This window comes from Paenibacillus sp. FSL R7-0026, from assembly GCF_038004485.1.
GTDB lineage: Bacteria > Bacillota > Bacilli > Paenibacillales > Paenibacillaceae > Paenibacillus > Paenibacillus xylanexedens_A.
Genome location: NZ_JBBORG010000001.1, coordinates 380,336 through 397,852, shown reverse-complemented (window position 1 = coordinate 397,852; position 17,517 = coordinate 380,336). Strand labels below are relative to the sequence as shown.

The window sequence follows — 17,517 nt, the reverse complement described above, 5'->3', positions numbered from 1 at the left end:
AATTATGTTGAATAAACGCGAAATTTGTCATACGATAGCACCAGAAACTTCTGGAAAGGATGGAATGAAATATCTTTTACCAGATGGGCTTGTCCACTAGACATGGGGATGGGTTACACAGAGGGGGAATGTGTATGAAAAAAATTCGTAAACAAGGGGTCAAAAGAACAATGCAGATGAGAGAGAAACTGATTTTGTCATTTGCCATTGTATTGCTCATTCCAACAATCAGTCTGGGCATTATCTCGTTCCAAACAGCCGAAGCCAAGGTTGAAGAGAAAATGTATGAGAACGCGATCAGCAGTGTTACGGTGCTCAACCAGACCATTGACCAGATCATTGGTGCAACACGCAAAAATGTTGATTTCCTGGCAAGTCAGCTGGACGCAGGCAATGTCGGACCCAATCAGGGTGACGAAACGGAGACCATCCGTACCTTGCTCGACGCGTATAAGGAAACCCATGATGACGTGGAACTTGCCTCCATCGGTACTGATCAGGGTGTGTATATTAATTCCCCTGTAACTGCGGTGAACAAAGAAGGATATGACCCGCGCGAACGCCCGTGGTATCAGGCTGCTACGCAGAACAAAGATGTCCCTACCGTAATCACCCCTTACATATCAAGCAATACCGGCAATGTTGTTGCTTCGGTAGCTCAGACCTCAGCGGATGGCCATGGTGTCGTCTCTGTCAGCCTATCGCTTGAAGCCCTCTCGAAGACGGTTAACTCCACGAAGATTGGCGAGAAGGGTTATATCTATATCATTGATAATGCCAATAAAATCATTGTACATCCTACCGAAAAACCAGGGACCGAAGGAACCATGGCACCCTATAAAGATATTTTTGCACAGAAAAACGGAAGTCTGACCTATACACTAAATGGAAACCAGGAACACGCCTTTTTCTCCACCAATGAAACGACGGGCTGGACCGTGGTTGGTGTCATCGACAGTGGGGAAGTGACGGCTTCTGTCCGTCCGATTTTATACACCACACTTATTGTTGTAGCGATTGCAATTGCGGTGAGCTCCATTATTATTTTCTGGATTGTGCAATCAATCACCAAACCACTGAACCGCTTGGTGAAGGCATCTGACGAAATTAGTAATGGTAATCTGACTATCGAAGTTGCTGTATTGGGACAGGATGAATTCGGCAAGCTGAGCACCAGCTTCAATAAGATGAGCGAATCCCTGCGAACCGTTATTCAGGACGTGCGACACACGGCTGACGAGTTAACCGCCTCATCCACACAATTGGCAGTCAACTCATCGGAGACAACCAAAGCAACAGAGCAAGTCGCCTTAATCACGGAAGAATCCGCAGCTGGACTTGAGAAACAAACAAGCAGCCTGAAACATACGGCACTACAGATGAATGAGCTTGCTGGAGGTGTAGGACAGGTAACGAACAGCACACAGCAAGTATCCGAAGCTGCCATGCAAGCAAGTGAGCTCGCGGATAAAGGGAATGCCACCATGCAGACGGCCGTATCCGAGATGAGTTCCGTGAGTCGCTTTGTGCAAGGTATGGCAGATACTGCTGGACGACTTGAACAGCATTCCACATCCATTGGTGAGATGGTATCTGTCATTACAGATATCGCTGCACAGACCAATTTGCTTGCTCTCAATGCTTCCATTGAAGCAGCACGTGCAGGTGAGCATGGACGCGGCTTCTCCGTAGTTGCCAGCGAAGTCCGCAAGCTGGCGGAACAATCGAGCCTGTCCGGCCAGAAGATTGTAGAGATGGTCGGAGCGATTCAACAGGAGATTTCAATGGCCAATCACAATGTACAGATCGGGCAACAGGATGTAAGCAACGGCATTCGTGCCGTGCAGTTTGCAGATGAAGCTTTTGCCCAGATTAGTGAGGCTGTTGGGGTCGTCAATCATCAGCTTGAGAACATTGCAGCCGCCTCGCAACAGATGTCTGCAAGTACAGCCGAAGTGGTGCAATCCATTGATCAGATCCACGCCATATCGGAAACCAATGCCGATGGAACAGAGAACATCTCTGCTGCTACGGAGGAGCAAGTGGCTTCCATGCAGGAGATATCATCCTCTGCTGATTCCCTTGCCCATCTGGCTCACAAGCTGCAGAAGCTGGTGGAACAATTCAAGCTGTAATCTTATATAACAAGTAGTCTGTAATACCAAAAGCCCCTTTGCCATCACATTGGCAAAGGGGTTTTTGAGTTATAAAGGGTGCGGCATTTCAGAAAGGAAATGACTCTTCTATTCAGCAGATTGCTTTTTATCTCCGTGATATCCTTGATCTCCGTAGGGCTCTAGCTGTTCAAACCAGCGATTCAGACATTTGGCGAGTGCATCTTTGGGATCGTAATACGGGTTATCGTCTTGTTTCAATGTCTCCAACACCTCGATCACAAACGCATTCTCTCCATATTCATTCCATTCAGCCTGCAATCTTCGATTCAGATGGCTCCCCATCTGTAACATAAACCGTTGTCCGTTAATGGTTTTCAGGTTAAGTGTGCTGTCGATATAAACTTTGCCGTTACGTTCATTCCGAATTTGGTAGACGCCCGCTTCCGTTTTAACTTCTTTGGCCTGTTCCTGCAATTCTTTGCGACGATTCATCTTCTCCTGCTCCCCCTTTTCTTTGCGCTCCTGTTTTCCAACTTCGGTGCTCTGTTGATCTGCGTGACTTCCCAGCCAATACTGACTGCCGTCTGGCTCACGTTCCAGCAAACCGTAGTCGATGAGATACCTCCGTATTTCCACGTAATCATCATTAACTTCATTCAGCAGCTCATTGACCTGTTTTTCGGTATATTTGCGCTCTGTATCGAATCGTTTGGCAATCTCGGTGAGCACAATATATTTATGCTTTTGCTGCATATGAAACGTCGTCAGTGGACCGCCGGTACCCTCTGGAAAATACTTATTCAGCACCTTCTCCCGATCCTGTTCTGTAATATCAAATGAGTTCGGATGGATCGTATGTCCATGCCTTGTCACCGGTGACACCCATTCGGCTGGAGCCTGGGTATCCTTACTTTTGAGCAGTTCCATTAATGCCAGGAATATCTTGGCCTGCCGTTCCTTCTCCTTCAATACAAACCGATGATTCCGGATCGTGGAAGCACTCCCGATACCAAGGGCCTTCTGTACTTCAGCATCCTTCTTGCCTTCATAGAATTGTGACAACAAGCCCCGCTGGACATCAGACAATCCGGTTACGCTTTTATCCAGCTCCAGCAAATATTCAAATACCGATCCATGAACCTTCTCAATGTGCACTCGCATATAACGGGTTGCCTCATAGAGCACTCCTTCCTCAGGATAGATAATCCCCGCTTCCGTCCTGTATCCGCAGCAGACACATATATAGGTGGGACCCTCCTCCATATAACCACGCTTGATCTCTTCCAATGAAGCTGTTTGCAACCAGGATTCCGATGATTTCATGTAAAAGCTCCTTTTTATCATTGTTATGGTCATTCTAACCGTATATTAATCAAATATTTTATATTTTTGTTTGTTTATTTATAGATATAATATAATTTTGTTTGTTATATGTCAATATAACGGAAAAGAATGTTGTGTTTAAAGTCATAACGTATGCCCCTTGTTCAACAGAAAAAAGACCGCAGGGTCGCAACCCTGCAGTCTCATCGCAGAAAGGGCGTTTCAGCACCTTCCATAAGCATTTATCCTCAATCATTGTCTCATTTCAATCCCAGTTACAACTTAAACCGTTCAATCATGCTTTGCAGATCTTCAGCCATACGTGACAATGCTGCCGAAGAAGCTGCAACCTCTTCCATTGTAGCCAACTGCTCTTGAGCCGCCGCTGATCCGTCTTCCGTCCCAGAGGCAATTCTGTCCGACAGAACCATTGTATCACTTACTGCCTTGTTGATATGACTCATGCCACCATCAATCTGACGGGAAGCCGCGGATACTTCTCCAGCTTGTGCAGCCACCAACTGAACCGCAGTACGAATGTTATTGAATGCTTCGCCCGCTTCTGTAACCATCTGCGAACTCTTCACCATACCTTCTCCCGTACGGGCAAAAGTGGATTGCACCGCATTGGTTTTCTCCTGCATCTCATGCATAAGCTCATTAATCCGCTCGGCTGAAGCGCCTGAACTGTGAGCCAGTGTCTTCACTTCGTTGGCTACAACCGCGAATCCGCGCCCTTGCTCGCCAGCTCTTGAAGCTTCAATGGATGCATTCAATGCAAGAATGTTCGTCTGTTTGGCAATGGCCGTAATCTCGGCCACAATCACAAGAATCTCTTCATTTTTCGCGCGCAGATCCTCAATGACCACAGACATGGCTTTGCTCTCATCATTCACCTGCTGAATATGGGTAACCGCTTCTTCTACTGTAACCATACCTGCTTCCGACTTAGTGGATGCATCCAGAGCGATACGAGCGGTGTCTTCAGCACTTGATGAGATCTCTTTGACTCCAATGGACATTTCGCCCACGAGTTGACCTGTAGCAGCAAGACTATTGTTCTGCAAATTCGTTCCCGCAGCTGCATCCTGCATCAGTTCGGCCACCTGTTCTGTGGCTTTGGATGTCTGCTCGGAACTTGCCATCAGTTCTTCAGAAGATGCCGCCAGCTGGCTGGACGTATCATGCACTTCTCCAAGCACACTACGTAGTGAAGTCGTCATCGTGTCGAAGCTTTCCCCGAGCTGTCCGAACTCATCCCGGCGCTGTAAACCTACCCGAACGGTGAGGTCCCCGGCGCTTACTTTGGATGCTGCCTGCGTTAATTGCAGCAATGGCCGGTGAATGCTGCGGATAATGAATATAAGCAGAATCAACCCGATAACCAATGCAGATGCCACAATTGTAATTGCACGGATCAAAATAGGCCTTACCGCTTCACTTGCTTCGGAAGGAACCATCTCCCCAACAATTTTCCAACCTGTCACCGGATTGGTGAAATACACAGCTTCCACTTCGTGACCATCATATGTATACTTCACCGTTCCACTTTCCTTCGTATACATCTCATTGATGTAAGGTTGATCCGACTGTGTACCGGATTCAATATTGTAGTGGAACAGGAATTTACCCCCGTTATCCAGCATGTACAGTTTGCCTTCATTACCAATACGTATCTGATCAACGGATTCTTTCAGATGATTGAGACTGACATTGGCCCCGAATACCCCTTTGCCATCAGCCAGCTTGGCAGCCGCCGTTACGACCCATTCACCTGTCGTGGCCGACTGGAATGTATCCGAAATTACAGGTTCGTCCTGAGACATGCCCATCGTATACCATGAACGTTCACGTGGATCATAGATCTGTTCCCCGGGATCAGGAGATTTCATCCAGCTGCCATCTTCCGCACCTGCGGTGAGTACACCCAGTTCCTTATGATTCTGAGACATCCGATCCATCTGCCTTTGCAATGCAGGGGATTTATTAATAATATCGTTTGAAGTAATACCCGCAGCCATCTGCGCTGCGTTATCCTTCTCCATATCCAGCATTTGATTTATCTGCAGACTAAGCATTTCTGTTTTGGCCTGTGCGGAACGAATAATTTCCATTTTAACCTGGTCAGCAGCTTTTTGATAAGACAACCATCCCACGGTAATGCTCGGTACTATCAGGAACAGGAGCAATGCAGCAATCAGGCGTTTTTTTACGGTTAAAGTAAACCAATTTCGAATCCTTTTCTTCATTTAACTATCCCCCATCATAATCTTCACCCATCCTTTTATCGGACAATCGCTGTAAAAATATTATGTATCGATACTAAATTAGTACAAATTTAATTTAAATGATCTGATCAGATGATATGGATCATATCCGCTTAATCGTTTTGACCCTCTACGCGAGATCGTTTACAATGCTCATAAGTTGACTATTCATGAAACGATTGGAAGGGGAGGATTCACATCTTACGCAAGTCAAATGAAAGACAACGTATTTCCACGTTATATTCATCCATGTTCCGCATTCTGTTAGCGCTCATCCTGTGCGCAGGCCCGATTCTGGGACAAGCTGGTATTACGGCATCCGCAGCGCAGACGACGCAAGCAGTTCACATTGAAGTGAATGGTGAGCAACAATCTTGGAAGAACGCACCACTTATAATCAAAGGCTCAACGTTTGTTCCACTACGGGATGTGGTCACATCGGTTAAAGGCACGTTGAAATGGGATAATCGCACCAAGACGGCTACCATTACCGTTGGCAGAGACAAGCTGATCCATCAGGCTGGCAGCAATTCCATTAAAGTAAACAAGGTCGATCTAGCTACAGGTGTGAATTCACGTACCGTTAACGGTACGTTGATGGTACCTGTCCGGGCCATGGCTAATGCAATCAAAGCAGACATCAAGGTCCAACGTACAGCCACGGGGCAGATAAGTGTAAGTATGGTCACTGATCAAGTCAGCCTGCTGAACAGCGAGGTTGCTAGCGTAGATACATATCTGCGCGAGATCAACTATCCAGGTATGGCTCTGATCGCCCGCGATGGTGAAGTTCTGCTAAGACAAGGCTACGGACTTGCCGATGAACAGACGCTGAATCGCCCCGATCAGAAGACCCGAATCGCATCGCTAAGCAAATCCTTCACGGCCGCGTCCATTCTGAGTCTCGTGGAGGATGGTAAGATTAATGCGCAAGATCCAATCTCCAAGTATATCTCCGGTATACCAAAGGGAGATCAGATCACGCTGCATATGCTGTTATCCCAGACTTCAGGTCTGCCATCCGCATTTGGTCGGGGTGAAGGAACTTCTATGGAAGAGACTGTAGAGGAGATTCGCCACAAAACGCTGAAGTTTGAACCAGGAAGTGCCTATCTGTACAGCAACAGCGGGTATGTTTTACTTGCATACGTCGTTGAACAGGTATCTGGCATGAGTTATGCCGACTACGTGCAGCAGACGATACTGAAACCACTTGGTATGAAGAATTCGGGAGAGGCCTCCCGTAAAGTGCACACGATTAGTGGTTTTGTTCAAGAAGATAACGCATGGGTAACTGCACCTTACTATGTGTCTCAATCCGGATCAGGAACCATCTATTCCACGGTGGACGATATGCTGAAATGGGATCGTGCGCTGTATACGGACAAGATTCTAAGCCAGGATACGATTGAACAGATGTATGAGCCTTATTCTGATAAAAACTATGGCTACGCCTGGATTCTCAAAGAGAATGGCACAAACCGTACCGTCTTCCACAACGGTAGTGGTGGCGGGTTTGCCACAGCTTTTTCACGTAATCTGTCCGATGATATCACCATTATCCTGCTTGGCAACCACGCAGGTATGGACATGACTTCACTTTTGGATGAAGTTGAGGCACAGACAGCCAAAGCACTGCAATTGCAATAATCTATAATTAATAGCTTATAATGAGCAAAGAGACGGTCCTTTAAAGGATCGTCTCTTTGTGTTGTATATGTTCTCATTTTAACGACTCACATTTCCGTTTCGCTCAACCCACAATTCATCTCTTCTTCATCCTGCAAAAAGCAGATTAACTCATATTCTTATCAGTGCCTAGGAGACATCCACTCTTTCATCATCCGTCTGCTTTAACGTTACAGGAAGTTTCCCCGCAAAAGGAATGCGCCCCATCAGCGCCTGAGCGACGCTATCCATGGCAAGTGGCCGGCTCTCGTAAGCCACTACATAGACCTGGGCATCCGGGAGCGCCAGCAGATCATAGGGGCTCCGCAATGCCACAACAGCCAGTGGTTTGCCCAATTGCTGCAACCAGCCAATCAGCCTGCACTGTGGATCGCCGGAGGGGCTTCCCGCATTGTAGGTTCCCACCACAATCTGCCGAATGTCATCTGCTTCCGCCGCTTGAAGCAGACGTGCGGAACGAATGGCAACGTCCTCGGGCGTGACCGTCAGATCAACAACATCCAGACCATAATTGGATAAGGCTGAGCCCAAGGTGAACATCTGATTCAGCTGTTCGTCTGCAATTGTCGTCACGGACGTGGCAACCGTTATGACCAGCGTGCGTTCCGACTTCAAAGGCAGCATATTCAGCTGATCGCGCACCAGTGTGATACTGTTCTCGCTAATACGGCGGGCAACCTCTTGGTGTAATGAACTGTTGCGCTCCGGCGGACTGGATAGAGCAGGAGCGTTGAATGCCTTTGGCAATGATGCATTCGATACTGCAATATTCACTTCCTCATCACCTGCACCACCCGTTTCACTCTCCAGTAAACCACGCTTCGCCTTGTACATCAGCAAGCGATTCACCGACTCATCAATACGTCTCTCGCTAATCCGCCCGCTCCTCACAGCTGCTAACAATGCTTCAAATGCCTCTGCCTGAAGCTTAGCCGTATGGCTAATTAACACCAGATCTGCCCCGGCCTCTACCGCCATTACGGCTGCATCGACAGTGCCATAGTTAACGGCAATAGCATCCATCTCCATGCAATCTGTCACGATCATACCCTCATAACCCAGTTCCTGGCGAAGCAGACCGCTTAATACGGTTTGTGATAGCGTTATGGGCAGACGCTCTGGCTCCAGCGCAGGGAAATAAATATGCGCCGACATCATGGCATCGACACCTTCGGCGATAGCGGCTCGGAATGGAATCAACTCCAGGCGCTCTACCCGTTCACGATCATGAGTGATGATCGGGAGGTCCAGATGGGAATCGGTATCCGTATCCCCATGCCCCGGGAAGTGCTTGGCTGTCGCTGCAATTCCAGCGTCCTGTATTCCCGCAATGGTTCTGGCCCCATATTCTGCAACCGATTGTGGAGATTCGCCGAATGATCGCACTCCGATGACCGGATTGGCCGCGTTATTGTTCACATCCAATACCGGAGCAAAGTTCATGTTAATGCCCATGGCCTTCAGCTCCAACCCACTGATATAGGCCGCCTGATATGCATCGTCAATGGAACCGGCAGCGGCAATGGCCATTGGTCCAGGCATCAAGGCGATTCCTTCGGTAATTCGTGCAACCATGCCGCCCTCCTGATCAATGGATATCCAGAGCGGCACATTACCGCTGCTTTTGGCAATCTGCTGTAACCCTGACGATAACCGCTCTACCTGCTCTGGCGACTCAACGTTGCGTGCAAAATAGATTACGCCACCGATTGGATACTTTCGGAGAAAGGGTTCCACATCGCCAGCAGCTTCAGTGCCATGAAAACCACAAAGCAGCATTTGCCCGATTTTCTCACGCAAGGTCATCTGTTTCAGCTTGAATTGGTATAACTCTTTTGGCCCACTCATTTCATGCCTCCCTCCGCTAACAAACATCCGTTCATTCATATAACAAAAACGGCTTTCGCCGCTCCTTCCATTCCGCTGCCTGTACATTCCACGCTTCGATTAAACGAACAAAGCCCGCCCGGTCATGGATCGTTTCCCTGACTTCCTTACCCCCTGCCAGCAGGTCGATAAAGTATCTTGAACCCGGCTCTGGTGGCTCCAGCCAGCAGAATTGCTCCGGATAGAGTGAAACCAGTTCATGCAAAAGCACCAGCCCTGTCTCTACCGCACGGAATTTCCTGCTGTCCGTTACAAAAATCCTTACGCCACCACACAGCTCACCTGCATATTTGGAGAATGTTGGCGACATGTACACCGAATGCACATGCACACCTTCCAGCTTGTATTCCCGAAATCGTTCCGCCAAACGCTCACCCTCAACCCAGGGGGCTCCAATCCACTCGAATGGGCGGGTCGTGCCCCTGCCCTCCGATACATTAGTGCCTTCGAACAGGCACGTACCCGCATATACCCGCACACTGTCCAGCGTGGGCATATTGGGAGAGGGTAACATCCAGGGAAGGCCACAATCCGCATACTCCATGGAGCGCTGCCATCCTTCCATGGCAACCACGTCCAATTTGCAAGGTACATCCATCTCGCTGTTGACCATCAGGGCGAGTTCACCTACCGTCAATCCGGTACGTACAGGTACACGCCAAGCGCCAACGAGTGATTCATACCCCGCGTTCAGCACACCGCCTTCCACAACGTTTCCACCCAGCGGATTGGGACGGTCCAGAATGAGCATACGTTTGCCTGCTCCAGCACAGGCATCCATCATACGGAACAAGGTTGAGGCATACGTGTAATAACGGATGCCCACATCCTGAATGTCGAACAGCACCGTATCCACTCCAGCCAGCATTGCAGGCGTAGGTCTCTTGTAATCTCCATACAGGCTGAACACCGGAATGTCCAGACGTGGATGAAGCATGTCTCCGAATCTGACACCCGCCTGAAGCTCTCCATCCAGTCCGTGCTCACAGGCATAGAGCGCTGTAAGCTCGGCATTAGCCAGTCCGGCGCACACATCTATTGTCGATACAAAATCCGCTGTAATACCAGTCGGGTTTGTAATTAGACCGATTCGAGCACCTATTAACCATGGATGCGATAGCCCTCTGGACAGAAGATCAATTCCCGTTTTTACAGCCGGGATCTGCTCGGTCCCATTCAACTGGCCCATCACACATTCCCCTGGCTGATCCAGCCTGTATGCTGGTGATCATTACCGCCTGTTACGACAGGCTCTTCTTCAGGCTCCAGCACATTAAGAGTAACCTTATGCTGATAGATGGCAAACATACCTCCAAACAGCGCTCCGAAACCAACGACAGTCAGCATCAGCAACGCAGTCAGGCACATGGCCTGAAAACAAGCGCCCATCGTGTACCCCGGGTGACGGAAGAACAGCTTTACACTTTCACCCATCGCCTGAACGATGCCCATGTTTTTTTGTAAAACAAGCTGCCAGGTATAGAACTGTGACATCAGCGCCATGAGAACAAAGAACGTCTGGAATACACCCACTGCTGTACCTGTAATTCCACCCTGTCCACCGTAATACCACCAGGTTGACCATAGAATGAAGCCAAGCACCGCGAAAAGTACACCCACCGACACTCCAGGGATTATTCCCTTCAATGTTCCGACCCAGATATCCTTAAGTCCATTGCGCCGTTCCTTACGTTTCAATCTGTGATGCACGACATAACAAACACCGAATAGGATGGGCATATACATCAAGGCCAGGAGCAGTATAGCGATCGGCAGCGGAGCAAACATCAGAATGGGAACCAATACGATGGAACTAACGACACTGTACAAGGCCACCGGAATAATATCCCGATAGATTTCCGCACCAGACTTGATCAATACTTCACTGAGCTTACGCATTTTTATTCTCCCTTCTATATAAGTTGGACTAAACATTTACACGATAACGGAGAAAACAGAACAAATCTGGAGAAGCGAAGCGTTCGCCCACAAGGGCTGTCTTAAAAGGACTCCCCATTTCGGTTGGCTTGGCCGCACCCCCGGTCAGTATGTTGTACCAAACTTGCAACGTGCTAACGAATCTACCGCACCTTAAACGACAGATTTTCGAGGCATGCCAATTGTAACGAACTTCAGTGCCGTTATTTCGGTACAAACAAGGTGTCAGAGCCTAAAAAACAACATCTTCGAGTAAATAAAGTCTCTGTGATTCGTTACATTTCAAACCGGTGCAAATGGGAGCGAATAACGTGTGTAAGGTTCCTTAAAATAAAATAATAACGAGAAAAAATAGTACACATTCAGGCTCATTACTTTTAGGACAGCCGCGCTTACTCCCGTCCAATCGCAAGCTCCGTCTCTGGATCGAAAAAGTGTGCCTTACGCAGGTCCAGTACAAAATTTTTGTCCATACCTACATAAGCATGTGTTTCCGGGTGGACCTTGGCCGTAACAGTACGGGCACCGGAATGGAAATATACCAAATTCTCGGAGCCCAGATGTTCTACAACCTGAACCCGCGCCTGCAGCATGTGGTCTGTCGGGATATTCGGAGCGACATCATCACCAAAAATATGCTCTGGACGCAGACCCATAATCACCGGCTTGCCTTGATGACTCTGAAGACGAGCGAGCACATCTGCTGGCAAGGTGAATGATGCACCGTCCACGACAACCTGCGTGCCTTCAATCCGGGCATCAATGAAGTTCATCGCCGGGGAACCGATAAATCCGGCAACAAACATATTCCGCGGACTCGCATACAGTTCTTTTGGTGAAGCCACCTGCTGAATATCTCCATGATTCATGACCACGATGCGTTCCCCAAGTGTCATGGCTTCTACCTGATCATGCGTCACGTACACAATCGTGGCACCGAGACGTTTATGCAGCTCACCCAACTCCACCCGCATCTGTACCCGCAACTTGGCATCCAGATTGGACAGGGGTTCGTCGAATAAAAACACCTGCGGATCACGGACGATCGCCCGTCCTACCGCAACACGCTGGCGCTGACCACCAGACAGCTCGCGTGGTTTGCGCTCCAGCATCGCTTCCAGTCCCAGAATGGAGGCCGCATTCTGCACCTGTTCATCAATATAGGATTTTGGCTTTTTCAGATTTTTCAGGCCAAAGGAAAGATTCTCGCGGATGGTCATATGCGGATAGAGTGCATAATCCTGAAAGACCATCGCGATATCGCGATCCTTCGGATGCAGATCGTTAACAAGCCGGTCACCGATCACAATATCACCGCTCGTTTGCTTTTCAAGTCCGGCAATCATCCGCAGTGACGTTGTCTTGCCACAGCCCGAAGGACCCACAAACACTACGAATTCCTTATCTTCTATAACAAAGTCCGAGCCGGCCACAGCCGTGAACGTTCCTTTATGATCGTCTTTGAATTCTTTGCGCACTTGGCGAAACTCCACGCGTGCCATAGGTAGATCCCCCTTTACGTTGTCGCTTGTCCTGAATATATAAGTTCAACTAACGAATATTTACACTTGCACTCCGATGACAGAACAACCTTCCGATCGCTGTTATCCCCAGATTTCTTTGATTCCTTTATAAAAGGGGAAATCCGGTGATAAAGGCGAACGCTTTCGCTTCTTCAGGTTATTTCTGTCCTCTCCGTTATAGTGTAAATGTTTAGTTGAACATATATTGGAATTAACCTTTTACTGCACCGATCGTAATGCCTTGTAGGAAGTAACGTTGCAGTGAGAAAAACAGAATGATCATGGGCAGCGCACCTATTGTTGCCCCTGCCATCATTGCGCCGAAGTCCGTTGATTCGGCAAATACAAACGAGGCCAGCCCCACCTGAATGGTACGCATCTCGTTGGAATTGGTAATGAGGAACGGCCAGAAGAATTCATTCCACGAAGCCACAAACGTGAATATCGCCAGCACCGCGATTCCCGGCTTTGCCATCGGCAGAATGACTTTCCAGAAGATGCCGAATTCACTACATGCATCGATACGTGCCGCATGAATCAGCGATGTGGGCAGCGTGGACATGAACTGTTTCATCAAGAATATGTTCCCTACGCTGACGGCAGCAGGCAGAATAATGGCCGTATACGTATCTCCCAGGTCAAACACGTTGACCATCAGAATGTACAAAGGAATCAGTGTCACCTGTGCCGGAATCATCATGGTCCCAAGCAAGGTCCAGAATACCGCCTGACTACCCGGAAACTTCAGTTTGGCAAACGCATATCCCGCCAGGGAGGCGAAGAATACATTTGTTACGGTCAGAATGATCGAGATGAGCAGCGAATTGTACAGCCAGCGCCAGGCATCGGTTTTGGCAAAAAAGCGCTCATATGGTGATAACGACAACTGCTCCGGAATCATCTGTGGTTTAAACGAAGCCGACATCGCACTATCCTGCACCGAACCAACGAGCATCCAATACATCGGAATGACCGTCACCAGCGCCCAGACCACCAGCAGAATGGATGCAACAACGAGCAGTATCTTTTTCTGTGTTGATTTCATGGATTTCATTCACCCCCGGATGCTTAATGCAACGTGCCCTAATAGTACGTGTTTTGAACTACCTCTAATACTCAATATCGCTGGAGAAATATTTGAACTGTATGACGGAGATGACAATGATGATAATCGCCAGTACAAACGACTGAGCCGAAGCCAATCCGAACTCATAGAACTTAAATGCCGTCTCATAGATCAGATAAGCGATTGTAGTTGTCGCAAAGTTTGGTCCACCCTGTGTCATCAGATATACAGAGATGAACACCTGGAAGGATGTAATGACACCCGTGACGAGCAGATACAGCGTTGTTGGTTTGAGCAGCGGCCATGTAATCTTGCTGAACTGGGTCCAGCCGCTGGCATGATCAATATCCGCCGCCTCGTACAGCGATTTCGGAATACCGCCCATGGCTGACAAATACAGAATAATACCCGCTCCGTGCGATCCAAGCCAGTTCATCAGAATGAGGGAAAAAAGTGCCGTTCCCGACTGGCCCAGCCAGATCACCGGGTCAAGGCCGAACAGACCGAGGAAACGGTTGAGCAGTCCTGAATCCGTCGGGTCAAAGATCGCCAGCCATACAATGGAGATGGTCACCCCGGAGGCTACCGCAGGCAGATACATGGTAGCTTTGAAAAATGTCTGCCATTTGCTTTTCATTTGATAGATGAAATAGGACAGTACAAATGTAATGAGAATATTGACCGGGATTGTGCCTACGGTGAAGATGACTGTATTTTTAATCGACTTCCAGAACGTCTCATCCTTCACCAGTCGCTCGTAGTTATCCAATCCAACCCACGTTGAGTTCATAATGTTGTATTTCTGGAAGCTCATCACAAGAGCCGTCAGAACAGGATACAGTGTGAAAATGAGAAACAGCAGGACAGGCGCCAAAATAAACAAATACGCCCACCCGTAGTCTCGCCAAAACCGGGCAACCCGGGAAGTCCGGGGCACTGACGGTTTTGGCGCAAGGGCGGTCTGCATGGCGAATCCTCCTCTCCTAATCAGTGTGGTTTTACGTTATGTTTGATTGTCCGAGTTATTGTCCAAACATCTGCTGGCCTTTGCTCTTGAAGTCTTCTGCGATCTGCTCCGGTGTTTTCTCACCCGAGAACAGCGCCTGAATATTAGGCTTCACAACCTGTTCCTTGAATTGTTTTTGCTCGGATGCTTTATCGATATCCAGTTCAAGTACAACCGGCATCGCGATATTCTCTGCCATGACTTTTGCAGCAGCCAGATTATCCGCTTGCCCAAGCTCTTTTCCTTTAAACAGTTCCACCTGGGACTGTCTTACGAATGGAAGCGCCAGTTCATTGGCCGAGTTCCCTGCTTTGGCACCACTGAGCGCCTCCATCACAAGGAACGTATTTTTGGCATGCCGTTCGCCTTTGTCCTTCTTCTGTTTGAAGGCTACATACCCTTCGCCGCCCATCGTTGTTGCTTCAGGTTGATCATCATTATGCGGTACAGGCAACAGGACAAAATCAATCTTCTCTCCCTGCACCTTGCCATCATCGATGTCCTTGTTGCGGTTCTGAATCATCACATCATAATAAGGAATCGCTTTGGAGATAATCGCCGTTTCCCCCGCGTAGAACATATCCGTCCGTTTTGCTGGAGCGAGAGCCGCCGTTTCCTTCGGCATATACCCTTGATCCATCAGGTTTTTGATAAAAGAGAGGGTATCCAGAATGCGACCATCATTCCATTGGAACGTGCCGTCTTTATCAAGAACATCAATCATGCCGTTGTTCCGGGACAGCATTTCAATGAAGTCAAGCGAGGTTCCGTCGGTAACCAGTGCATATTGCTTGGCCCCGCCATCCAACGTTTTGGTCAGCTTGGCAGCAGCATCGTTGAATTCGGACCAGGTCCAGCCATTTTGCTGAATGGACTTCCAATCAATGCCCGCTTCCTCCAGAATGCGTTTGTTACCACCCCAAGCCCATTGGAATTGATACAACGGCAGTCCGTACTGTTTCCCCTGAATCTGGCCTAAATCCAGCGTACCTGGCAGGTAGTCGTCCTTGATCTCAGGTGTCAGGTAACTGTCCAATTCAAGTGCCAATCCCGTATTCACATATGTGCCATCTACGCTGTGAAAGTAAAGATCCGGCGGGTTGCCCGCGTTCAGAGCGACATCGAATTTTTTGGGCCCTTCCGCCCAGGAGAGCATTTCCGTCTTCACGGTAATGTTCGGGTGTTCTTTATTGAAATCAGAGATTAGATCCTTCAGTTCATCTTCATATGTGCCATGTACAGGATAGGTCCATACCGTTACCGTATCATCGGCATTCGGATCATCCGAAGCAGCACCTCCGCTATTCCCACAGGCAGTAACCAAGACCATCATCAACAACATCGTCCATACCAGACCCTTCTTTTTCATCCCTTCATCTCCTTTGCATGTCATCATCCGATTCTTTCATTGCCTAACCATGCTACCCCTTTGTGATCGCTCAGCCTTCAAACGCCATCCACCTATACACGCGGCAGTAAGGAAAAGCACCTCCCCTGTAGATTGGGCCTGCCAGTCGCAGGCTAAATCTCTTAAATGCAATATTAACGTCAACTTAATTGACATTAACAGTATTAATTCCTTCCAAAATTTTAGATTGAATTCATTATATGAGTTGTAAAATAAAAATTCAACATTATTTTTTATTATAAAATTTAATTTTACTTTTTCTTTTCATGCAACTATACTATGTAAAAAGAAAACCCAAGCAAGCGAGGTGAGCCACTTTGCGAGTATATGTAGGCATAGATGGAGGCGGTACCAATACTGATGCAGCAATCATTTCTGAATCTGGTGAAATTCTCGCCCGACTCAGCGGCGGTCCCACGAATCCTCACAGCGTATCCACTGAACAGGCCATTTCCGAACTGCAACGAGTGCTGGAACAGCTATTTAATCTAATAAGTGATTTATCGACAAATTGTGAGGGTATATGCCTCGGTATGTCAGGTGTAGATACGATCCAAGAACGGCAACTTATAGCCGAAGCAGTAAATAACTATATGAAGAGTCTTAATCGACAGGCATCAGAAGGTTGTCAAGTCTGGGTTATATCCGAAGGAGAGATTGCTCTGATGGCCTCTCTCGGACATACGCACGGTGTATTGTGTATCTCTGGAACAGGTTCCATCGTGTACGGATTTACGCGGGAAGGCGAGCGATACCGTGCAGGAGGCTGGGGTCATCTGCTCGGAGATGAGGGGAGCGGCTATCGTATTGGGCAGCGTGCACTCCAAGTGGTTATGCAGAGTTATGACGGTGTTCTTCCTCCCACCCGTTTAACCCCGCTTCTTCTAAAGAATCTGAGCCTTCGGGATATATCGGAACTAAAGACGCGAGTGTATCAGACGAATTGGGGCAAAACCGAGACCGCATCCATCGCCCGCTTAGCTATAGAAGCAGCTGAACTCGGAGATGAGGCCGCCCGGGCACTGATCATCGACGAAGCCTCACAATTGGCGGATACCGCCAAGGCGCTGGTTGCCCGTCATCCCGAATTTGTATCCACTCCGGTTGTTCTGTCCGGATCAATGTTTCGATACGCTACACTTTTCCGAAATACATTTATCCTGAAGTTATCGGGATATTATGGAGAGTTGGACTTTGTATATCGTGAAGATGCCCCCGCTCCAGCGGTTGGGGCAGCACAACTGGCAAGAATACGCTGTTCCCTGAATGAATCATTTTAAAAGAGAGAAGGAG

General features: G+C 48.3%; 12 protein-coding genes. 3 read left to right on the top strand and 9 right to left on the bottom strand.

Annotated features, from left to right (window positions below; translation table 11 throughout):
* Positions 1 to 134 precede the first annotated feature (134 nt).
* Complete coding sequence (locus MKY44_RS01935; RefSeq protein WP_341005846.1) at positions 135 to 2,135, top strand: methyl-accepting chemotaxis protein; 2,001 nt, start codon at positions 135 to 137, stop codon at positions 2,133 to 2,135.
* Positions 2,136 to 2,243: 108 nt separating this feature from the next.
* Here MKY44_RS01935 and MKY44_RS01930 read toward each other — a convergent pair whose 3' ends face one another.
* Both MKY44_RS01930 and MKY44_RS01925 read right to left on the bottom strand, forming a co-directional pair.
* Entirely contained in the window at positions 2,244 to 3,440 is a 1,197-nt protein-coding gene (locus MKY44_RS01930) for a DUF2087 domain-containing protein (protein WP_341005845.1), read from the bottom strand.
* A 275-nt stretch (positions 3,441 to 3,715) separates the two neighbouring features.
* Positions 3,716 to 5,689 (bottom strand): methyl-accepting chemotaxis protein, encoded by a 1,974-nt coding sequence (locus MKY44_RS01925; RefSeq protein WP_341005844.1) that lies wholly within the window; start codon positions 5,687 to 5,689, stop codon positions 3,716 to 3,718.
* Positions 5,690 to 5,956: 267 nt separating this feature from the next.
* Between MKY44_RS01925 and MKY44_RS01920 the strand changes: the two genes are divergently transcribed.
* On the top strand, positions 5,957 to 7,357 hold the full coding sequence (locus MKY44_RS01920) for a serine hydrolase (protein ID WP_341005843.1): 1,401 nt from the start codon (positions 5,957 to 5,959) through the stop codon (positions 7,355 to 7,357).
* A gap of 168 nt (positions 7,358 to 7,525) precedes the next feature.
* Here the strand turns inward: MKY44_RS01920 and nagZ are convergent, their stop codons facing one another.
* The 7 genes from nagZ to MKY44_RS01885 all read right to left on the bottom strand — a co-directional run bounded on the left by nagZ (position 7,526) and on the right by MKY44_RS01885 (position 16,185).
* Positions 7,526 to 9,244 (bottom strand): beta-N-acetylhexosaminidase, encoded by a 1,719-nt coding sequence (gene nagZ, locus MKY44_RS01915; protein ID WP_341005842.1) that lies wholly within the window; start codon positions 9,242 to 9,244, stop codon positions 7,526 to 7,528.
* A gap of 31 nt (positions 9,245 to 9,275) precedes the next feature.
* Positions 9,276 to 10,472, bottom strand: coding sequence for an exo-beta-N-acetylmuramidase NamZ family protein (locus MKY44_RS01910; protein ID WP_341005841.1), 1,197 nt, complete (start codon positions 10,470 to 10,472; stop codon positions 9,276 to 9,278).
* Positions 10,472 to 11,182, bottom strand: coding sequence for a hypothetical protein (locus MKY44_RS01905; protein ID WP_341005839.1), 711 nt, complete (start codon positions 11,180 to 11,182; stop codon positions 10,472 to 10,474). Before MKY44_RS01905 ends, MKY44_RS01910 begins: the two co-directional genes overlap by 1 nt.
* A gap of 431 nt (positions 11,183 to 11,613) precedes the next feature.
* Positions 11,614 to 12,723 carry an ABC transporter ATP-binding protein gene (locus MKY44_RS01900; protein WP_047840436.1) on the bottom strand — a complete coding sequence of 370 codons (1,110 nt, stop codon included), beginning with the start codon at positions 12,721 to 12,723 and terminating at the stop codon, positions 11,614 to 11,616.
* Positions 12,724 to 12,955: 232 nt separating this feature from the next.
* Entirely contained in the window at positions 12,956 to 13,789 is an 834-nt protein-coding gene (locus tag MKY44_RS01895; protein WP_017691096.1) for a carbohydrate ABC transporter permease, read from the bottom strand.
* Positions 13,790 to 13,853: 64 nt separating this feature from the next.
* Complete coding sequence (locus MKY44_RS01890; RefSeq protein WP_341005838.1) at positions 13,854 to 14,777, bottom strand: carbohydrate ABC transporter permease; 924 nt, start codon at positions 14,775 to 14,777, stop codon at positions 13,854 to 13,856.
* 55 nt (positions 14,778 to 14,832) lie between these two features.
* A complete protein-coding gene (locus MKY44_RS01885; RefSeq protein WP_341005837.1) occupies positions 14,833 to 16,185 on the bottom strand; it encodes an ABC transporter substrate-binding protein in 1,353 nt (450 codons plus the stop codon).
* 356 nt (positions 16,186 to 16,541) lie between these two features.
* Here MKY44_RS01885 and MKY44_RS01880 point away from each other — a divergent pair, with 356 nt between their 5' ends.
* Positions 16,542 to 17,504, top strand: a complete 963-nt coding sequence (locus tag MKY44_RS01880; RefSeq protein WP_341005836.1) for an N-acetylglucosamine kinase — start codon at positions 16,542 to 16,544, stop codon at positions 17,502 to 17,504.
* Positions 17,505 to 17,517 lie beyond the last annotated feature (13 nt).

Excerpts from the sequence above, each read along its gene's own strand:
- MKY44_RS01935 (WP_341005846.1), top strand. The coding sequence starts at position 135 with ATGAAAAAAATTCGTAAACAAGGGGTCAAAAGAACAATGCAGATGAGA.
- MKY44_RS01930 (WP_341005845.1), bottom strand. The coding sequence starts at position 3,440 with ATGAAATCATCGGAATCCTGGTTGCAAACAGCTTCATTGGAAGAGATC.
- MKY44_RS01925 (WP_341005844.1), bottom strand. The coding sequence starts at position 5,689 with ATGAAGAAAAGGATTCGAAATTGGTTTACTTTAACCGTAAAAAAACGC.
- MKY44_RS01920 (WP_341005843.1), top strand. The coding sequence starts at position 5,957 with ATGTTCCGCATTCTGTTAGCGCTCATCCTGTGCGCAGGCCCGATTCTG.
- nagZ (WP_341005842.1), bottom strand. The coding sequence starts at position 9,244 with ATGAGTGGGCCAAAAGAGTTATACCAATTCAAGCTGAAACAGATGACC.
- MKY44_RS01910 (WP_341005841.1), bottom strand. The coding sequence starts at position 10,472 with ATGGGCCAGTTGAATGGGACCGAGCAGATCCCGGCTGTAAAAACGGGA.
- MKY44_RS01905 (WP_341005839.1), bottom strand. The coding sequence starts at position 11,182 with ATGCGTAAGCTCAGTGAAGTATTGATCAAGTCTGGTGCGGAAATCTAT.
- MKY44_RS01900 (WP_047840436.1), bottom strand. The coding sequence starts at position 12,723 with ATGGCACGCGTGGAGTTTCGCCAAGTGCGCAAAGAATTCAAAGACGAT.
- MKY44_RS01895 (WP_017691096.1), bottom strand. The coding sequence starts at position 13,789 with ATGAAATCAACACAGAAAAAGATACTGCTCGTTGTTGCATCCATTCTG.
- MKY44_RS01890 (WP_341005838.1), bottom strand. The coding sequence starts at position 14,777 with ATGCAGACCGCCCTTGCGCCAAAACCGTCAGTGCCCCGGACTTCCCGG.
- MKY44_RS01885 (WP_341005837.1), bottom strand. The coding sequence starts at position 16,185 with ATGAAAAAGAAGGGTCTGGTATGGACGATGTTGTTGATGATGGTCTTG.